At 61.1% G+C, this 14,328-nt stretch carries 12 protein-coding genes; 1 reads left to right on the top strand and 11 read right to left on the bottom strand.

What is annotated here, in order from left to right:
- Positions 1-107 precede the first annotated feature (107 nt).
- Entirely contained in the window at positions 108-3,509 is a 3,402-nt protein-coding gene (gene mfd, locus GSR16_RS03105) for a transcription-repair coupling factor (protein ID WP_159875092.1), read from the top strand.
- A gap of 227 nt (positions 3,510-3,736) precedes the next feature.
- Here the strand turns inward: mfd and GSR16_RS03100 are convergent, their stop codons facing one another.
- The 11 genes from GSR16_RS03100 to paaH form a co-directional block, all read right to left on the bottom strand.
- Complete coding sequence (locus tag GSR16_RS03100; RefSeq protein ID WP_159875091.1) at positions 3,737-4,510, bottom strand: enoyl-CoA hydratase; 774 nt, start codon at positions 4,508-4,510, stop codon at positions 3,737-3,739.
- 11 nt (positions 4,511-4,521) lie between these two features.
- A complete protein-coding gene (gene pcaF / locus GSR16_RS03095; protein WP_159875090.1) occupies positions 4,522-5,727 on the bottom strand; it encodes a 3-oxoadipyl-CoA thiolase in 1,206 nt (401 codons plus the stop codon).
- Between the two features lie 27 nt (positions 5,728-5,754).
- Positions 5,755-6,534, bottom strand: a complete 780-nt coding sequence (locus tag GSR16_RS03090) for an enoyl-CoA hydratase-related protein (RefSeq protein ID WP_159875089.1) — start codon at positions 6,532-6,534, stop codon at positions 5,755-5,757.
- The gene (locus GSR16_RS03085) at positions 6,497-7,159 is read right to left on the bottom strand and encodes a TetR/AcrR family transcriptional regulator (RefSeq protein WP_159875088.1); all 663 of its coding nucleotides are present in this window, start codon (positions 7,157-7,159) and stop codon (positions 6,497-6,499) included. The genes GSR16_RS03090 and GSR16_RS03085 overlap by 38 nt, the downstream gene beginning before the upstream one ends.
- A gap of 77 nt (positions 7,160-7,236) precedes the next feature.
- Positions 7,237-8,304, bottom strand: a complete 1,068-nt coding sequence (paaE, locus tag GSR16_RS03080; RefSeq protein ID WP_089085547.1) for a 1,2-phenylacetyl-CoA epoxidase subunit PaaE — start codon at positions 8,302-8,304, stop codon at positions 7,237-7,239.
- A 44-nt stretch (positions 8,305-8,348) separates the two neighbouring features.
- Entirely contained in the window at positions 8,349-8,846 is a 498-nt protein-coding gene (gene paaD / locus GSR16_RS03075) for a 1,2-phenylacetyl-CoA epoxidase subunit PaaD (RefSeq protein WP_089085546.1), read from the bottom strand.
- A 12-nt stretch (positions 8,847-8,858) separates the two neighbouring features.
- On the bottom strand, positions 8,859-9,617 hold the full coding sequence (gene paaC / locus GSR16_RS03070; RefSeq protein WP_159875087.1) for a 1,2-phenylacetyl-CoA epoxidase subunit PaaC: 759 nt from the start codon (positions 9,615-9,617) through the stop codon (positions 8,859-8,861).
- An 11-nt stretch (positions 9,618-9,628) separates the two neighbouring features.
- Positions 9,629-10,126, bottom strand: a complete 498-nt coding sequence (locus GSR16_RS03065) for a 1,2-phenylacetyl-CoA epoxidase subunit B (protein WP_197715427.1) — start codon at positions 10,124-10,126, stop codon at positions 9,629-9,631.
- Positions 10,127-10,142: 16 nt separating this feature from the next.
- Positions 10,143-11,129: a 1,2-phenylacetyl-CoA epoxidase subunit PaaA gene (gene paaA, locus GSR16_RS03060; RefSeq protein WP_159875086.1), complete on the bottom strand. Its 987-nt coding sequence runs from the start codon at positions 11,127-11,129 to the stop codon at positions 10,143-10,145.
- A gap of 185 nt (positions 11,130-11,314) precedes the next feature.
- Entirely contained in the window at positions 11,315-12,625 is a 1,311-nt protein-coding gene (paaK, locus tag GSR16_RS03055; RefSeq protein ID WP_159875085.1) for a phenylacetate--CoA ligase PaaK, read from the bottom strand.
- A 179-nt stretch (positions 12,626-12,804) separates the two neighbouring features.
- On the bottom strand, positions 12,805-14,328 hold the full coding sequence (gene paaH / locus GSR16_RS03050; protein WP_159875084.1) for a 3-hydroxyacyl-CoA dehydrogenase PaaH: 1,524 nt from the start codon (positions 14,326-14,328) through the stop codon (positions 12,805-12,807).

Raw genomic sequence — 14,328 nt, 5'->3', positions numbered from 1 at the left:
CTGGCGGGTCTCGGGCCTGATGGCCTCTTGTAAATGGATGGCAAACACACCGTTGGTATGAAATGCCCGCTGGTATAATACCCGCAGATCCACGAATGTGAAGAAGAATGTTGGACACACTGCCCCGCATTGCACCAGCCGGTCAGAAGACCCGCTGCCCCGCCCTGCCCGATGGCCTGGATGCCGCCGTACTGGCCGGTCTGGCCCAGGCAGGCCATACCCTGCTGGTACTGACTGCCGATGCCCAGTCCGCGCAACGGCTGAAGGCCGAACTGCCGTGGTTTGCCCCCGACATCAAGGCCGCCTTGCTGCCCGATTGGGAGACGCTGCCTTACGACCACTTTTCGCCGCACGGCGAACTGGTGAGCGAGCGGCTGGCCACGCTGTGGCAGATTCATCGCGGCGAATGTCAGGTGGTGATTGCGCCGGTCAGCACTGCCATGACGCGGCTCGCGCCGGTCAGCTACCTGCTGGGCCGCACCTTCCTGCTGCAAGGCAAGCAACAGCTGGATGTGGAGCAACTGCGCGCCGACATGGTGATGGCAGGCTACAGCCACGTCACCCAGGTAATGGCACCGGGCGAGTTTTCCATTCGTGGCGGCCTGGTGGACCTGTTCCCCATGGGCAGCACCCTGCCCTACCGCATCGACCTGTTCGACAAGGAAATCGACAGCCTGCGCACCTTCGACCCGGACAGCCAGCGCACGCTGTACCCGGTGCCGGAAATCCGCATGTTGCCGGCGCGCGAATACCCGGCGGATGAAAGCGGCGTCACCGCCTTCCGCCAGCACTACCGCGAACGCATGGAAGGCGACCCCTCCAAGAGCCGCATCTATAAGGATGTGTCGGCCAATCTGTTCCCCGCCGGCATCGAGTACTACCTGCCGCTGTTCTTCGACGAAACCGCCACCCTGTTCGACTACGTGGGCGAAGCCGCCCTGGTGGTGCTGCACCGTGACGTGGCTGGAGCCGCCGACACCTTCTGGAAGGACGTACAGAACCGCTACCACATGGCACAGGGCGACCCGGAACGCCCGGTATTGCCACCGGCCGATGTGTTCTTGCGTCAGGACGAATTCCTCGGCCGCATCAAGCCTTATTCGCGCATTGAAATACCTGCGGCAGCCGAAGCGGATGCCGCCAGCCTGAGCCTGCCCGACCTGGCCGTCGAGCGCCGCGCCGACAACCCGCTGCACAAGCTGGCGCATTATCTGCAACACAGCGGCCAGCGCGTGCTGCTGACCGCAGAAAGCCTGGGACGGCGCGAAACCATGGTGCAGTTCCTGCAGGAACACGGCATCAAGCCGCAGCTGATCGACAACTGGCAGGACTTTGCCACCGGCAACATGCCGCTGGCACTGGTGGTGGCCCCGTTGTATTCCGGCTTTGCCCAGCAACAACCGCCGTTGTCCATCATCACCGAGAGCGAGCTGTACCAGCACATCGCGCGCAGCCACACCCGCCGCCGCCATGTGAAGATGAGCTCGGACTCCATGCTGCGCGATCTGGCCGAGGTGAAATCCGGCGACCCGGTGGTGCACGAGCAGCACGGCATCGGCCGCTATATAGGCCTGGTGTCGATGGACCTGGGCGAAGGCGAAACCGAGCTGATGCAGCTGGAATACGCCGACAACGCCACCCTGTATGTGCCGGTCAGCCAGCTGCACCTGATTTCGCGCTATGCCGGTGGCCCGTCCGAGCAGGCCCCGCTGCACAAGCTGGGCAACCCGGCCTGGGAAAAAGCCAAAAAGCGCGCTGCTGAAAAAGCGCGCGATACCGCCGCCGAGCTGCTTAATCTATACGCCCAGCGCGCCGCGCGCGAAGGCCACAGCTTCACCCTGTCCCACCACGATTACGATGCCTTTGCCGCCGGTTTCGGCTTCGAGGAAACCATCGATCAGGCCAATGCCATCGAGGCAGTCATCCACGATATGTGCAGTGGCAAGCCGATGGACCGTCTGGTATGCGGCGATGTGGGCTTCGGCAAGACCGAAGTCGCGCTACGTGCGGCTTTTGTTGCGGTGATGGGCGGCAAACAGGTGGCCCTGCTGGTGCCCACCACCCTGCTGGCCGAGCAGCATTTCCAGAATTTCTCCGACCGTTTCAACGACTGGCCGATCAAAATCGCCGAGCTGTCGCGCTTTCGCAGCGCCAAGGAAAGCAAGGCCACGCTGGCTGGCCTTGCCGAAGGTACGGTAGACATCGTCATCGGCACCCACAAGCTGGTGCAGCCGGACGTACAGTTCAAGAACCTGGGGCTGGTGATCATCGACGAAGAGCACCGCTTTGGCGTGCGCCAGAAGGAACAGCTCAAGCGCCTGCGCGCCAATGTGGACGTGCTCACCCTCACCGCCACGCCGATTCCGCGCACGCTGTCGATGGCGCTGGAGGGCCTGCGTGACTTCTCCGTCATCGCCACCGCCCCCAATCGCCGGCTGGCGGTGAAAACCTTCATCAGCCCGGCCAGCAACGGCGTGATCCGCGAAGCCGTGCTGCGCGAACTCAAGCGCGGCGGTCAGGTGTTCTTCCTGCATAACGAAGTCGACACCATCGAGAACATGCGGGAAAAGCTGGCCGAACTGGTGCCAGAGGCCCGCATCGGCGTGGCCCATGGCCAGTTGCGCGAACGCGAGCTGGAACAGGTGATGCGCGACTTCCTGCAACAGCGCTTCAATGTACTGTTGTGCTCCACCATCATCGAAACCGGCATCGACATTCCCAATGCCAACACCATCCTGATCAACCGCGCCGACAAGTTCGGCCTGGCCCAGCTGCACCAGTTGCGCGGCCGGGTGGGGCGCAGCCATCACCAGGCCTATGCCTATCTGCTGACCCCGGACGGCATGACCAAGGATGCCGGCAAACGGCTGGAAGCCATCCAGCTGTCCGGCGAGCTGGGGGCCGGTTTCTATCTGGCCATGCACGATATGGAAATCCGTGGCGCGGGCGAAGTGCTGGGCGAAGGCCAGTCGGGCGAAATGCAGGAAGTGGGCTTCTCGCTGTTTACCGAGATGCTTAAACAAGCGGTACGCGACCTGAAAAAAGGCCGCGAGCCAGACCTGGACGCACCGCTGGGCGTCACCACCGAAATCAATCTGCACAGCCCGGCGCTGCTGCCGGATGCCTACTGCCCGGACGTGCATGAACGGCTGGTGCTGTACAAGCGCCTGGCCACCTGCGACACCGAGCAAGACATCGACGCCATCCACGAAGAGCTGATCGACCGCTTCGGCCTGCCGCCGCAAACGGTGAAGACGCTGATCGAAAGCCACCGCCTGCGCCTGCTGGCCAAGCCGCTGGGCGTGGCCAAGCTGGATGCCAGCGAAGTGGCCATCCAGTTGCAGTTCATCAAGAACCCGCCGATCGACCCGATGAAAATCATCCAGCTGATCCAGAGCAAGAAGAACTACAAGCTGGCCGGGCAGGACAAGCTGCGGGTGGAGTCGAAGATAGAAGAAGTGGGCCTGCGCGTGGTGCGGGTGAAGGAACTCTTGAAAGAGCTGAGCTAGCGCCTGGTTCAAAACCACAGAAGTCCGGTCAACGCCGAAACAGTGTTGCGACACCGTTTCGGCGTTTGTCCATCTCAGTCTTGCCAGTCCCCCCGTTCGACAGCCGCCAGGAAGGCAAAGCAGCCTTGCTGCCTTCATCGGCACTCACAGGCACAATGTCGACATGGCAAGGGTACAGAGGTAAGCAACTTCTCATACTGCAAGCCCGACACCCCCACCACCACAGGCTAGCGCCCCAGGTATTGCGGCCTTCGCTTGTCAAAGAAGGCCCGCATGCCTTCCTTCTGGTCTTCTGATGAAAACAACATCTGGTAGGCTTTGCGCTCCAGCATCAAGGCAGTTGCCAATGGCGCGTCGGCTCCGGCCAAAACCACTTCCTTGATCTGTTGCACCGCCAGCGGTGGCATGGCTGCAATGGTGCGTGCCAGCTCGATGGCGCGGTGCTCAACAGCCTCATCCGCGACCACTTCGCTGACCAAGCCCATCGTCAATGCTTGTTGCGCGCCAACCATGCAAGCGGTCAGCAGCATCCGCATGGCCTGCGCCTTGCCCACGGCGCGCAGCAGGCGTTGTGTGCCTCCAGCCCCGGGCATGATGCCAACCTTGATTTCCGGTTGCGCGAATTGTGCCGACTCCCCCGCCACGATAATGTCGGCATGCATCGCCAATTCGCAGCCGCCGCCCAGGGCATAGCCAGACACGGCAGCGATAATCGGTTTCGGGCATTCGGCCACCGCTTGCCATAGTTTGTGTACCTGGCGCTGCATCAGCGCGATGCTGCCGATATCGGCAAGTTCCTTGAGATCCGCCCCGGCAGCAAAAGCCTGTTCGCTCCCGGTAAGCACGATGACGCGTATCTCCGGGCTGTCGGACAACTGTCTGAGCGCGTCCGCCAGTGCCTGGCGTAGCGCCATATTCAGCGCATTACGTGCCTCGGGGCGATGCAGACGCAAACGGGCAATGCCCTGCTCCGGGTAGTCCAGCAGTAATGGTTCGGTCATGGTCACCTCCTTTATATGCGCTCAATCACCATGGCGATGCCCTGGCCGACACCGATACACATGGTGCATAGCGCCAGCCGACCGCCAGTAGCCTCCAACTGCCGTAGCGCGGTCAGCACCAGCCGTGCACCGGAAGCACCAAGCGGGTGCCCCAAGGCAATGGCCCCGCCATTCGGATTCACCTGCGCGGCATCGTCCGCCAGGCCCAAGCTACGCAGCACGGCCAAACCCTGCGCGGCGAAAGCTTCGTTCAGTTCGATCACGTCCAGGTCCTGAATGCGCAGGCCCAGACGCTGGAGCAGTTTCTGGCTGGCAGGTGCCGGGCCGATGCCCATAATGCGCGGCTCCACCCCCGCGCTCGCCATGCCCAGTATTCTGGCGCGCGGGGTGAGCGCATGACGTGCCACCGCCGCCTGGCTGGCAATCAACAAGGCCACGGCACCATCATTCACACCGGAGGCATTGCCCGCCGTCACCGTGCCGTCAGCGCGCACCACACCGTTCAACTTGGCCAGCATGGCCATGGTGGTATCCGGGCGCGGATGTTCGTCATACTGGATTAACAGTGCTTCGCCCTTTGGACGTGGCACGGCTACCGGCACAATTTCGTCCGTGAAAAAACCATTGGCCAGGGCGGCGGCGTAGCGCTGCTGGCTGCGTAGCGCAAAGGCATCCTGATCGCAGCGATTCACCCGGAAATCAGTGGCGACGTTCTCGGCGGTCTCGGGCATGGAATCGACCCCATACAGTTGCTTCATCCTCGGGTTGATAAAGCGCCAGCCTATGGTTGTGTCTTCCACCTTGGCGCTGCGCGCAAACGGCTTGTCCGCCTTGCCCAACACGAAGGGCGCGCGCGACATGCTCTCCACGCCACCAGCGATGATCAAGTCGGCCTCGCCCGCCACAATGCTGCGCGCGGCCATGCCAATGGCGTCCATGCCGGAACCGCACAGCCGGTTGATCGTCGTGCCGGGCACCGAGACGGGCAGGCCGGCCAGCAGGCCGGCCATGCGCGCAATATTGCGGTTGTCTTCTCCGGCCTGATTGGCACAGCCATAAATCAGCTCGTCCACCAGGCTCCAGTCAAGGTCGGGGTGGCGCTCACACAGCGCACGAATCGGGATGGCCGCCAGGTCATCTGTACGAATGGAGGACAGTGCGCCGCCGTAGCGGCCAAAAGGGGTGCGAATGCCATCGCAAATATAAGCGTGGGTCATGATGTTGTCTCGAAGGCGTGGCTGGGATTAGCGGTGATGGAAAGCGGGCGGACGTCTTTCGACAAAGGCGTTCATGCCTTCTTTTTGGTCTTGCAGCGCGAAACTGGCGTGAAAGACCCGCCGCTCGAACAGCAGCCCTTCGGACAAGCTGGATTCGAAAGCGCGGCCCAGCGACTCCTTGATCATCATCAGCACCGGCAGCGAGTAGCCGGCCATCTGCTGTGCCAGTTCGAAAGCGGTGTCGAGGACGGCCTCATCGGCCACCACGCGGGATACCAGGCCGGCTTTTTCGGCTTCGGCGGCACTATAGAAATTGCCACTCAAACACCACTCCATCGCCTTGGCCTTGCCGATGGCGCGGGGCAGGCGCTGGGTGCCGCCCATGCCGGGCAAAGTCCCGATCTTGACTTCGGGCTGGCCGAACTTGGCCGAGACACCGGCCACGACGACATCACACATCATCGCCAGTTCGCAGCCCCCACCAATCGCGTAACCGCAAATCGCGGCGATCAGCGGCTTGCGCAGGGTGCGCGCACTTTCCCAGTGCCGGGTGACATAGTCGGAGAGAAACACATCATGGAAGTCCCATTCGGCCATGCGACCGATGTCGGCACCGGCGGCGAATGCCTTTTCGTTGCCAGACAGGACAATGACACTGGTGCCTGGGTCCTGGTCTGCCGCCATCAAGGCCGCCTCCAGCTCCTGCACCAGTTCTTCATTCAGCGCATTGCGCTGGGCGGGACGGTGGATTTCGATATGCGCGACGCGTTCATGCTGCGCCGTCTTCAGGAAGGTGTACTTGCTCATGCGGAGTCTCCTCCTGCCTGGGCGGTATATGCGGCAAGCCGGGGCTATACACACCATGCAGGAACATCTGACTGACGATCTCCGCCATTGCTGCTCTATCTATCGGGCCATCGGCACGAAACCAGGTAAAGGTCCAGTTCATCATGCCGAACAGCGTCATGGCCACCGGCTTGATCTGCACCGCCGTCAACTCCGGACGCAATCTGGCAATCAGCCTGGCAAACCCGTCCACCACCTGGCGCTGCTTCTCGGCCACCTTGCGGTGCGCCTCGTCCTCCAGGAATTTCACGTCCTGCACCAACACGATATGGTAGTGGCGCGACGTGGCATATTCTTCCATGAAACGGACGATAAGCTCGGTCAGGTGCGCTTCGGTATCCAGCCCTTGTCCGGCAACCTCATCCTCAATGGCAACCAGGCGGTCAAGGTAGGTGTCGGCAATATCAAACAAGAGATGCAACTTGTCCCGATAGTAGTGATACAGCAGCGGCTTCGACATGCCACATAATTCAGCCAGTTGGGCTATCGATGCACTGGGGAAACTTTTCTGCGCAAACAACTGCGCGGCGTTCTCCAGTATGGTGCTGCGCTGTACTTCGAAATTGGGGGATTTTGTTCTTGCCATATCCGGGGTCTGCTTGATTCGTGGTGCGTCAGACTCGGCTTATGCGAAAACGTCCCCTTCATTCGGAGTACGACACGTCAACGTTCGTCAAAACTGACCACAACGTTTTCGGTAAGCGGATGCGCCTGACAGGTGAGTGCAAAGCCCTGCTCGACTTCTGCCGGTTCGAGGGCGAAATTCTTATCCATGCGCACTTGGCCAGCGAGGACCTTGGCACGGCAGGTGCAGCATACCCCACCTTTACACGAATAGGGTAGATCGATCCCTGCGCTGACGGCGGCATCCAGAATGCTTTGTCCTGCCGACAATCCCACCTCGCGGGCCAGGCCGTCCATGATGACCGTCACGGTGGCTTGTGCCGCTTCATCGTCCCGCGCCGTGCGCGGTGTATCGGCCCCCTGCGGTACGCAAAAGCGCTCGGTATGGATATGCGCGTGCGGCAAGCCAGCCTGCTGCAGAGCGCCGATGGCGTCATCGATCATCTCGTTGGGGCCGCACACAAAGGCGTCGGAGATGTTGGAGAGCGGCAGCAGGGTGTCGAATATCCGCTGCAGGCGCGCGGCGTCCAGCCGACCATTAAACAGTTCCAGCTCCTGCGCCTCACGCGAGAGGAAGTGATAGACGGCGAAGCGGTCCATGAAGCGGGCTTTCAGTGCCGCCAAGGTATCGGCAAACAGAATGGTGCCGCGCCGCTGGTTGCCGTACAGCAAGGTGAAGCGGCTGTCCGGTTCTACTGCCAGCGTGGTCTTGATGATGGACAACAGCGGCGTGATGCCACTGCCGGCCACGATCGCCAGGTAATGTTTTTTATTGCCTGCGGCCAGCGGTACAAAAAAACGGCCATCCGGTGGCAATACCTCGATGCGCTGCCCCGCACGCAGTTCCTTGTTGGCATAGGTGGAGAAGATTCCGTTTGCCACTTGCTTGATGGCAATACGCAGTTCGCCATCGCCAATGCCGCTGCAGATCGAATAGGAGCGGCGTACGTCAGCACCACCGATATTGGCGCGCAAGGTCAGGTGCTGGCCCTGGATAAAGCGGTAGGTGTCGGCCAGCGCGGGGGGGACTTCAAAGCGGAGCGATATCGCCTCTTCGCTCTCTTGGCGCACTTCGGCGATGCGCAGCAAATGAAAATTCGTACTCATGGTGGGGTCCTTGCTCCGTAGATTCCCTGGCGGAAGACTTAGGCTTAAATGGGTTTGAAGTACTCGAATGGTTCGCGGCAGTCCTGGCAGCGGTACAGCGCCTTGCAGGCGGTCGCGCCAAACTGGCTCAGGCGCTCGCTATGCTTGCTGCCGCAGCGCGGGCAGGCCGGGTGCAATGGCGTGAAGTGCAGAATCTGCCAGCCATCCTCGGACGTTTCCGCCCGATGCTCCGGCGGCGCAATACCGTACTCGCGCAATTTGCGCCGCCCCTCCTCACTGATCCAGTCGGTGGTCCAGGCCGGGCTGAGCTGAGTACTCAGCCGCAGGGGGCCGGCCCCGGCAGCCGTCAGCGCATCGCGCACCGAAGCCTCAATCACTTCGGTGGCAGGACAGCCGGAGTAAGTGGGCGTGAGCGTCACCTGCAGGTCTGCCCCATGGCGGCGGATATCACGCACGATGCCAAGGTCGCATAAGGACAGCACGGGTATTTCCGGATCGGGTACCTGGTGCAGCACGGCCCAGGCTTGGGCGATGGTTAGCATCACGCCCCCCCTTTACCAGTTGCCGCCGGGATAGGCGCGCTGCAGAAACTGCATCTCCGCCAATAGCGGGCCTAGCGCCTCGCTGTGGATGCCATACTTGCCACGGCTCAGATAAGCTGCCGCGGTCGGTACTTGCAGCGTTGCTTCTGCCAGCACCGGCAGCACGATGCCTTCCCAGGCGCTGCGCAAGCTATCTGACGCAGGGACCACGCCTGCCAGCCGTGCTTCCACCTCGTCCCGGTCAAACAGCTCTGCGGTGAAGGACCACAAGTATTCCAGTGCCGCCTGCATGCGGCGGTGCGACTCCTCGGTTCCATCACCCAGTCGCACTACCCAATCGGCACCATAACGCAGGTGATAGCGGCTTTCCTTGAGGCTCTTTTCGGCGATGGCGGCCAGGCGGGCATCGGTGGAGCGCTGCAATGCCTGCCACAACACCACCTGATAGGCGGCAAACAACAGCACGCGCAGTACCGTGCGGCCAAAATCGCCGCCATCCAGCTCGGTCAGCGTCAGATTGTGGAATTCCAGCTCGTCGCGCAGGAAGGCAAGTGCATCCTCGTCACGGCCACTGCCTTCCAGCTCTCCGGCATAGCTCAATAGCTGACGCGCCTGGCCAATCAGGTCGAGCGCGGTATTGGTCAGTGCGATGTCTTCTTCGATCGCTGGTGCATGGCCGCACCATTCGGACAGCCGCTGGCCCAGTACCAGTGTGGAGTCGCCCAGGCGCAGCAGATATTCGATCAGGTCTTTGTTATCAATTTCAGCCATGGCTGGGCTCCTTACATATTGTTGACGGCGGCGGGAAGCTGGTAGAAGGTGGGCAAGCGGTAGGTTTTGTCGGCCATTGCATCGAAAAACGGCTCACTCCACTCGGCCTCGCTGGTCAGCACGGATGCAGATGGCAGCACCCACAGACTGCCTGCCGGATATTGTCCAAAGGCTGTTTCTGCACTGCGTAGCGCTGCCGCAGCATCACAGGCGTCGACACTGCCAATGTGCTTGTGATCCAGCCCTGGTTTCAGCCGCAAGAAAACTTCAAACTGCCGCGGGGTCTCGCTCGTGCCAGCAACAGGCGCCGCGCCGTTCTGACTGACATCACTGGCAGCCACCACCCACAGGCTGTTGCCTTCCTGACGCCGGGTGTAGACATCGCGCGCCAACAGCAGCGCATGCTGGCCGTCGGTGGCGTGCAGGCTGCTGGAATGCTTGTGCTCAAGGCCGTTACGGCTTTTGATGAAAACCTCGTACCGCGGCCATTGCTCGTGCAATTCTGTCATCGTGGAGTCCTCCGGATTAGTGAGTCGGCCTGGGGATTTTTTTCTCGGCATGCACACGGGCGGCTTCACGTACCCAAGCACCGTCTTCGTGCGCCTTGATGCGGGCCGCCATGCGTTCGCGGTTACAAGGACCATTGCCCTTGACCACCTGCCAGAATTCTTCCCAGTCGATGGCACCGAAATCGTAATGGCCACGCTCAGCGTTCCACTTCAGGTCTGGGTCGGGCAGCGTTACACCGAGCACCTCGGCCTGCGGAACAGTGGCATCGACGAATTTCTGCCGCAGATCGTCATTGGAGAAGCGCTTGATACCCCACTTCATGCTGGTGCCGTTGTGTACCGAATCCTGGTCGTGCGGGCCAAACATCATCAGTACCGGCCACCACCAGCGGTCCACCGCCTCCTGCACCATCGCGCGCTGCGCCGGGCTGCCTTTCATCATGGCCACCAACAGGTCATAGCCTTGGCGCTGGTGGAAGCTTTCCTCTTTGCACACCCTGACCATCGCGCGGGCATAAGGGCCGTAAGAGCAGCGACACAGCGGTACCTGGTTGGTAATGGCGGCCCCATCCACCAGCCAGCCGATGACACCGATATCAGCCCAGGACAAGGTTGGATAGTTGAAGATGCTCGAATACTTGGCACTGCCGTCCAGCAAGGCAGCCACCATGGTGTCGCGGCTGACGCCCAGCGTTTCGGCTGCGGCATACAGATACAGGCCATGCCCCCCTTCGTCCTGCACCTTGGCCAACAGAATGGCCTTGCGCTTTAACGTTGGCGCACGGGTGATCCAGTTTCCTTCCGGCAGCATGCCGACAATCTCCGAATGGGCATGTTGGGAAATCTGGCGGATCAGCGTCTTGCGATAGGCATCCGGCATCGGGTCTGATGGCTCGATCTTGATATCGGCCGCCAGCTTCTCGTCGAAGCCGCCACACGGCGCTTCTGTCACTGCATTGCCGGTCGCGTTTGCACCGGGCAAGTCCAAAGCTTGTGTGTACATCTGCACAACTCCTTGTCGATGAGTTGGTGAGGAAAGTAGTCGTTTCAGCATTCGCCACAAGCTGCCTGCGCTTTGCTGGCGCAGCGGCCAGGTGCGGTGGATTGCTGGCGAATTTAATTAACTTACCGGCCGGTAAATTAAAAAGCAAGAAAAAAAAGGACGGTATGAACCTGCATCCAGCTCGCTTAGTGCGGACGCTTGTCGATCACACGCCGCACCTTGCCTACCGAGCGCATGATCGTCATCGGCTCAACCACCTCTACCAGGGTACTGACCCCGACATTGCTCTTGATCATCTGCTGCAATTCTTTGGCCATGCGCATTTTGGCTTCATCAGAGGCATAGCCCGCCGGGTCGCGTTCAACAAAAACGGTCAACACGTCCAGATGGCCATCTTTGTCCACTTCCAGATAAAAATGCGGGGTAAGCGAATTAAGCTGCAGAATCAATTCTTCGATCTGGGTTGGAAAAACGTTCACGCCGCGAATGATCAGCATGTCATCAGAGCGACCGACAATCTTGTCGATACGCCGCATGGAGCGCGATGTGGGGGGCAACAGACGGGTCAGGTCACGCGTGCGGTAGCGAATCACCGGAAACGCTTCCTTGCTCAAGGATGTCAGCACCAGCTCACCCTCCTCGCCATCCGGCAACACCTCCCCCGTGACCGGATCAATGATTTCCGGATAGAAGTGGTCTTCCCAGATAACCGGCCCATCCTTGCTTTCGATACACTCGCTGGCCACTCCCGGTCCCATCACTTCGGACAAGCCATAAATGTCCACCGCATCAATACCGGCGCGCTTTTCGATTTCAAGGCGCATCTGCCCGGTCCAGGGTTCTGCACCGAAAATCCCCACCTTGAGCGAAGATTTGGCCGCATCAAGACCCTGCCGTGTCATCTCGTCGAGAATGTTCAACATGTAGGATGGCGTCACCATGATGATGTCGGGCTGGAAATCGCGGATCAGTTGCACCTGCTTTTCGGTTTGGCCACCGGACATCGGCACCACCGTACAGCCAAGTCGCTCCGCACCATAATGTGCGCCCATGCCGCCGGTAAACAGTCCGTAACCGTAGGCGATATGCACGATGTCCCCCTTGCGCCCCCCTGCGGCGTACACCGAGCGTGCCACGATACCGGCCCAGGTATTGATATCGTTCTGGGTATAGCCAACCACGGTGGGGCGTCCGGTAGTGCCGCTGGACGCGTGGATACGCACGACATCCTTGCGCGGAGTTGCAAACAAACCAAACGGGTAGTGCTCGCGCAAATCGGACTTGGTGGTGAACGGAAACAGTTTCAGATCCTCCAGCGACTTCACATCAGCCGGATGCACCCCAATCGCTGCACATTTGGCACGAAATGGTGCCACATTGTCGTAGGTGTGTTTGAGCGACCATCGGAGCCGCTGCAGTTGCAAGGCACTCAATTCATCGCGGCTGGCGGTTTCTATCGGCTCCAGTTCGTGGGCCTGGGCTACTTTGCTCACCATGGTGTTTCTCCTCTTGTGTGGATCGGGTCACCCCGTTCTGTTTTTCGCGCGCCAGTCCGGCAAGACCAGCAACGCCAGGCGTGCTCTGCGTTGTGTATAAACCGTGATGTCATGCCAGCCTTCTGCCCTGCGACAACATGCAGGCGAGGGCATTTTCCGCATGCGGCAGCACATGGGTGTCAGGCATGCAGGCGTCTTCCCGCCGCAGCGCGACGACGAATCAAGGGGGAGATGCGGTAGCGGCTCTCGCCATAATGGCGGTGCAGTGCTTCAAGCACCTGGGCCAGGCGGGCAGCACCGAAGCCATCGGCCCACGCCAGAGGACCGACCGGATAATTGGTGCCATAGCGCATCGCCAAGTCGACATCTGCCGCGCTGGCGATGCCAAACAGCACAGCATCGGCCGCCTCGTTGGCCAGCATCGCCATCGTGCGCATCACCACCATCCCGGCGATGTCATCAATGGGCAAAATCGTGATGCCCGCCACCTGCAGCAAGCCGGCGGCTTGCTCCAATGCACCGGCGGCTGCCTGATCTGCAACGCATAAGGCCAAGTGGCTGGTGCTGGTGAAGTCCTGGGCCAGATCAAACAGCACCCAGTTCGCATGTCCGGTTTCCGCGGCGCGAACCGTGGCAGTCCGACCATCGGTCAATGCCAGTCGCAGCTCTCCTGCCAAGGCCAGGTAGCCCATCCCTTGCGCCGCTTGCCGCTCGACCACAAGCCCGGCCTGCTGCAGTCGATGCAGCAGCGGCTCGGCAATGCCAAGATCACCGACCACCAGCACTTTGTCGGGCGCGGCTTGTCGCGCCAGTGCTGGCGGCTCAGACCGGGCGGCCTGGTCGCGATAGTCGTAGAAACCCCGCCCCGTCTTACGTCCCATCCACCCGGCGGCAACGCGCTCCTGCTGTTGCAGCGAAGGTTGAAAGCGACCGTCGTGGTACATGGCGGCAAACACCGAGCTGGTCACGGCGAAATTGACGTCGTTGCCGATCAGGTCCATCAACTCGAATGGCCCCATCGGAAACCCCCCGGCCCTGCGCAGCAAGGTGTCAATCACCTCGGGCTGGGCCGCTGCTTCGGCCAGAGTCCGCAGCCCCTCTGCGTAGTAAGGACGAGCCACACGATTGACAATGAAGCCCGGCGTTGACTGCGCCCGCACCGGCAGCTTGCCCCAGGCGCGGACCGTGTCGCACAGGAGGTCGACCACCGCCGGATCGGTTCCCAAGCCGCTAATCACCTCGACCAGCTTCATCTTGGTGGCGGGGTTGAAAAAGTGCAGGCCGGCGCATCGCTGGGGATGGACCAGGCCACGCGCCAGCAAGGTAATTGAAATCGATGAGGTGTTGGAGGCAAGAATGGCCGACTCGGACAACACCGCTTCCAGCGCCCGGAACAGGGCTTGTTTCGGTTCAGCCAGTTCGACAATGGCCTCGATCACCAGTGCAGCATCAGCCAGTTCTGCCAGCGTGGAAACCGGATGCAGGCGCGCACAGGCGGCATCCTGCTCCGCGGCGGTCCATTTGCCACGATCGACCAGCACCTGCCATTCGGCACGGATCAAGGCTGGTGCCGCCAAGGCGGAGGCAGCATCCATATCGAACAGGTAAACCTGATGACCTGCCCTGGCTGCGACGGCGGCAATCCCTCGGCCCATGGCACCGGCTCCCACTACGCCGATACGATCCTTGCTTGTCAGTGCCAT

This window comes from Aquitalea denitrificans, assembly GCF_009856625.1.
Taxonomy (GTDB): Bacteria; Pseudomonadota; Gammaproteobacteria; order Burkholderiales; family Chromobacteriaceae; genus Aquitalea; species Aquitalea denitrificans.
The sequence above is the reverse complement of the archived record's forward strand: the minus strand, read 5'-3'. Positions and strand labels throughout refer to the sequence as shown.

Coding starts and splice junctions, on each gene's coding strand:
- mfd (WP_159875092.1), top strand. CDS start 108: ATGTTGGACACACTGCCCCGCATTGCACCAGCCGGTCAGAAGACCCGC.
- GSR16_RS03100 (WP_159875091.1), bottom strand. CDS start 4,510: ATGACCGAACCATTACTGCTGGACTACCCGGAGCAGGGCATTGCCCGT.
- pcaF (WP_159875090.1), bottom strand. CDS start 5,727: ATGACCCACGCTTATATTTGCGATGGCATTCGCACCCCTTTTGGCCGC.
- GSR16_RS03090 (WP_159875089.1), bottom strand. CDS start 6,534: ATGAGCAAGTACACCTTCCTGAAGACGGCGCAGCATGAACGCGTCGCG.
- GSR16_RS03085 (WP_159875088.1), bottom strand. CDS start 7,159: ATGGCAAGAACAAAATCCCCCAATTTCGAAGTACAGCGCAGCACCATA.
- paaE (WP_089085547.1), bottom strand. CDS start 8,304: ATGAGTACGAATTTTCATTTGCTGCGCATCGCCGAAGTGCGCCAAGAG.
- paaD (WP_089085546.1), bottom strand. CDS start 8,846: ATGCTAACCATCGCCCAAGCCTGGGCCGTGCTGCACCAGGTACCCGAT.
- paaC (WP_159875087.1), bottom strand. CDS start 9,617: ATGGCTGAAATTGATAACAAAGACCTGATCGAATATCTGCTGCGCCTG.
- GSR16_RS03065 (WP_197715427.1), bottom strand. CDS start 10,126: ATGACAGAATTGCACGAGCAATGGCCGCGGTACGAGGTTTTCATCAAA.
- paaA (WP_159875086.1), bottom strand. CDS start 11,129: ATGTACACACAAGCTTTGGACTTGCCCGGTGCAAACGCGACCGGCAAT.
- paaK (WP_159875085.1), bottom strand. CDS start 12,625: ATGGTGAGCAAAGTAGCCCAGGCCCACGAACTGGAGCCGATAGAAACC.
- paaH (WP_159875084.1), bottom strand. CDS start 14,328: ATGGCACTGACAAGCAAGGATCGTATCGGCGTAGTGGGAGCCGGTGCC.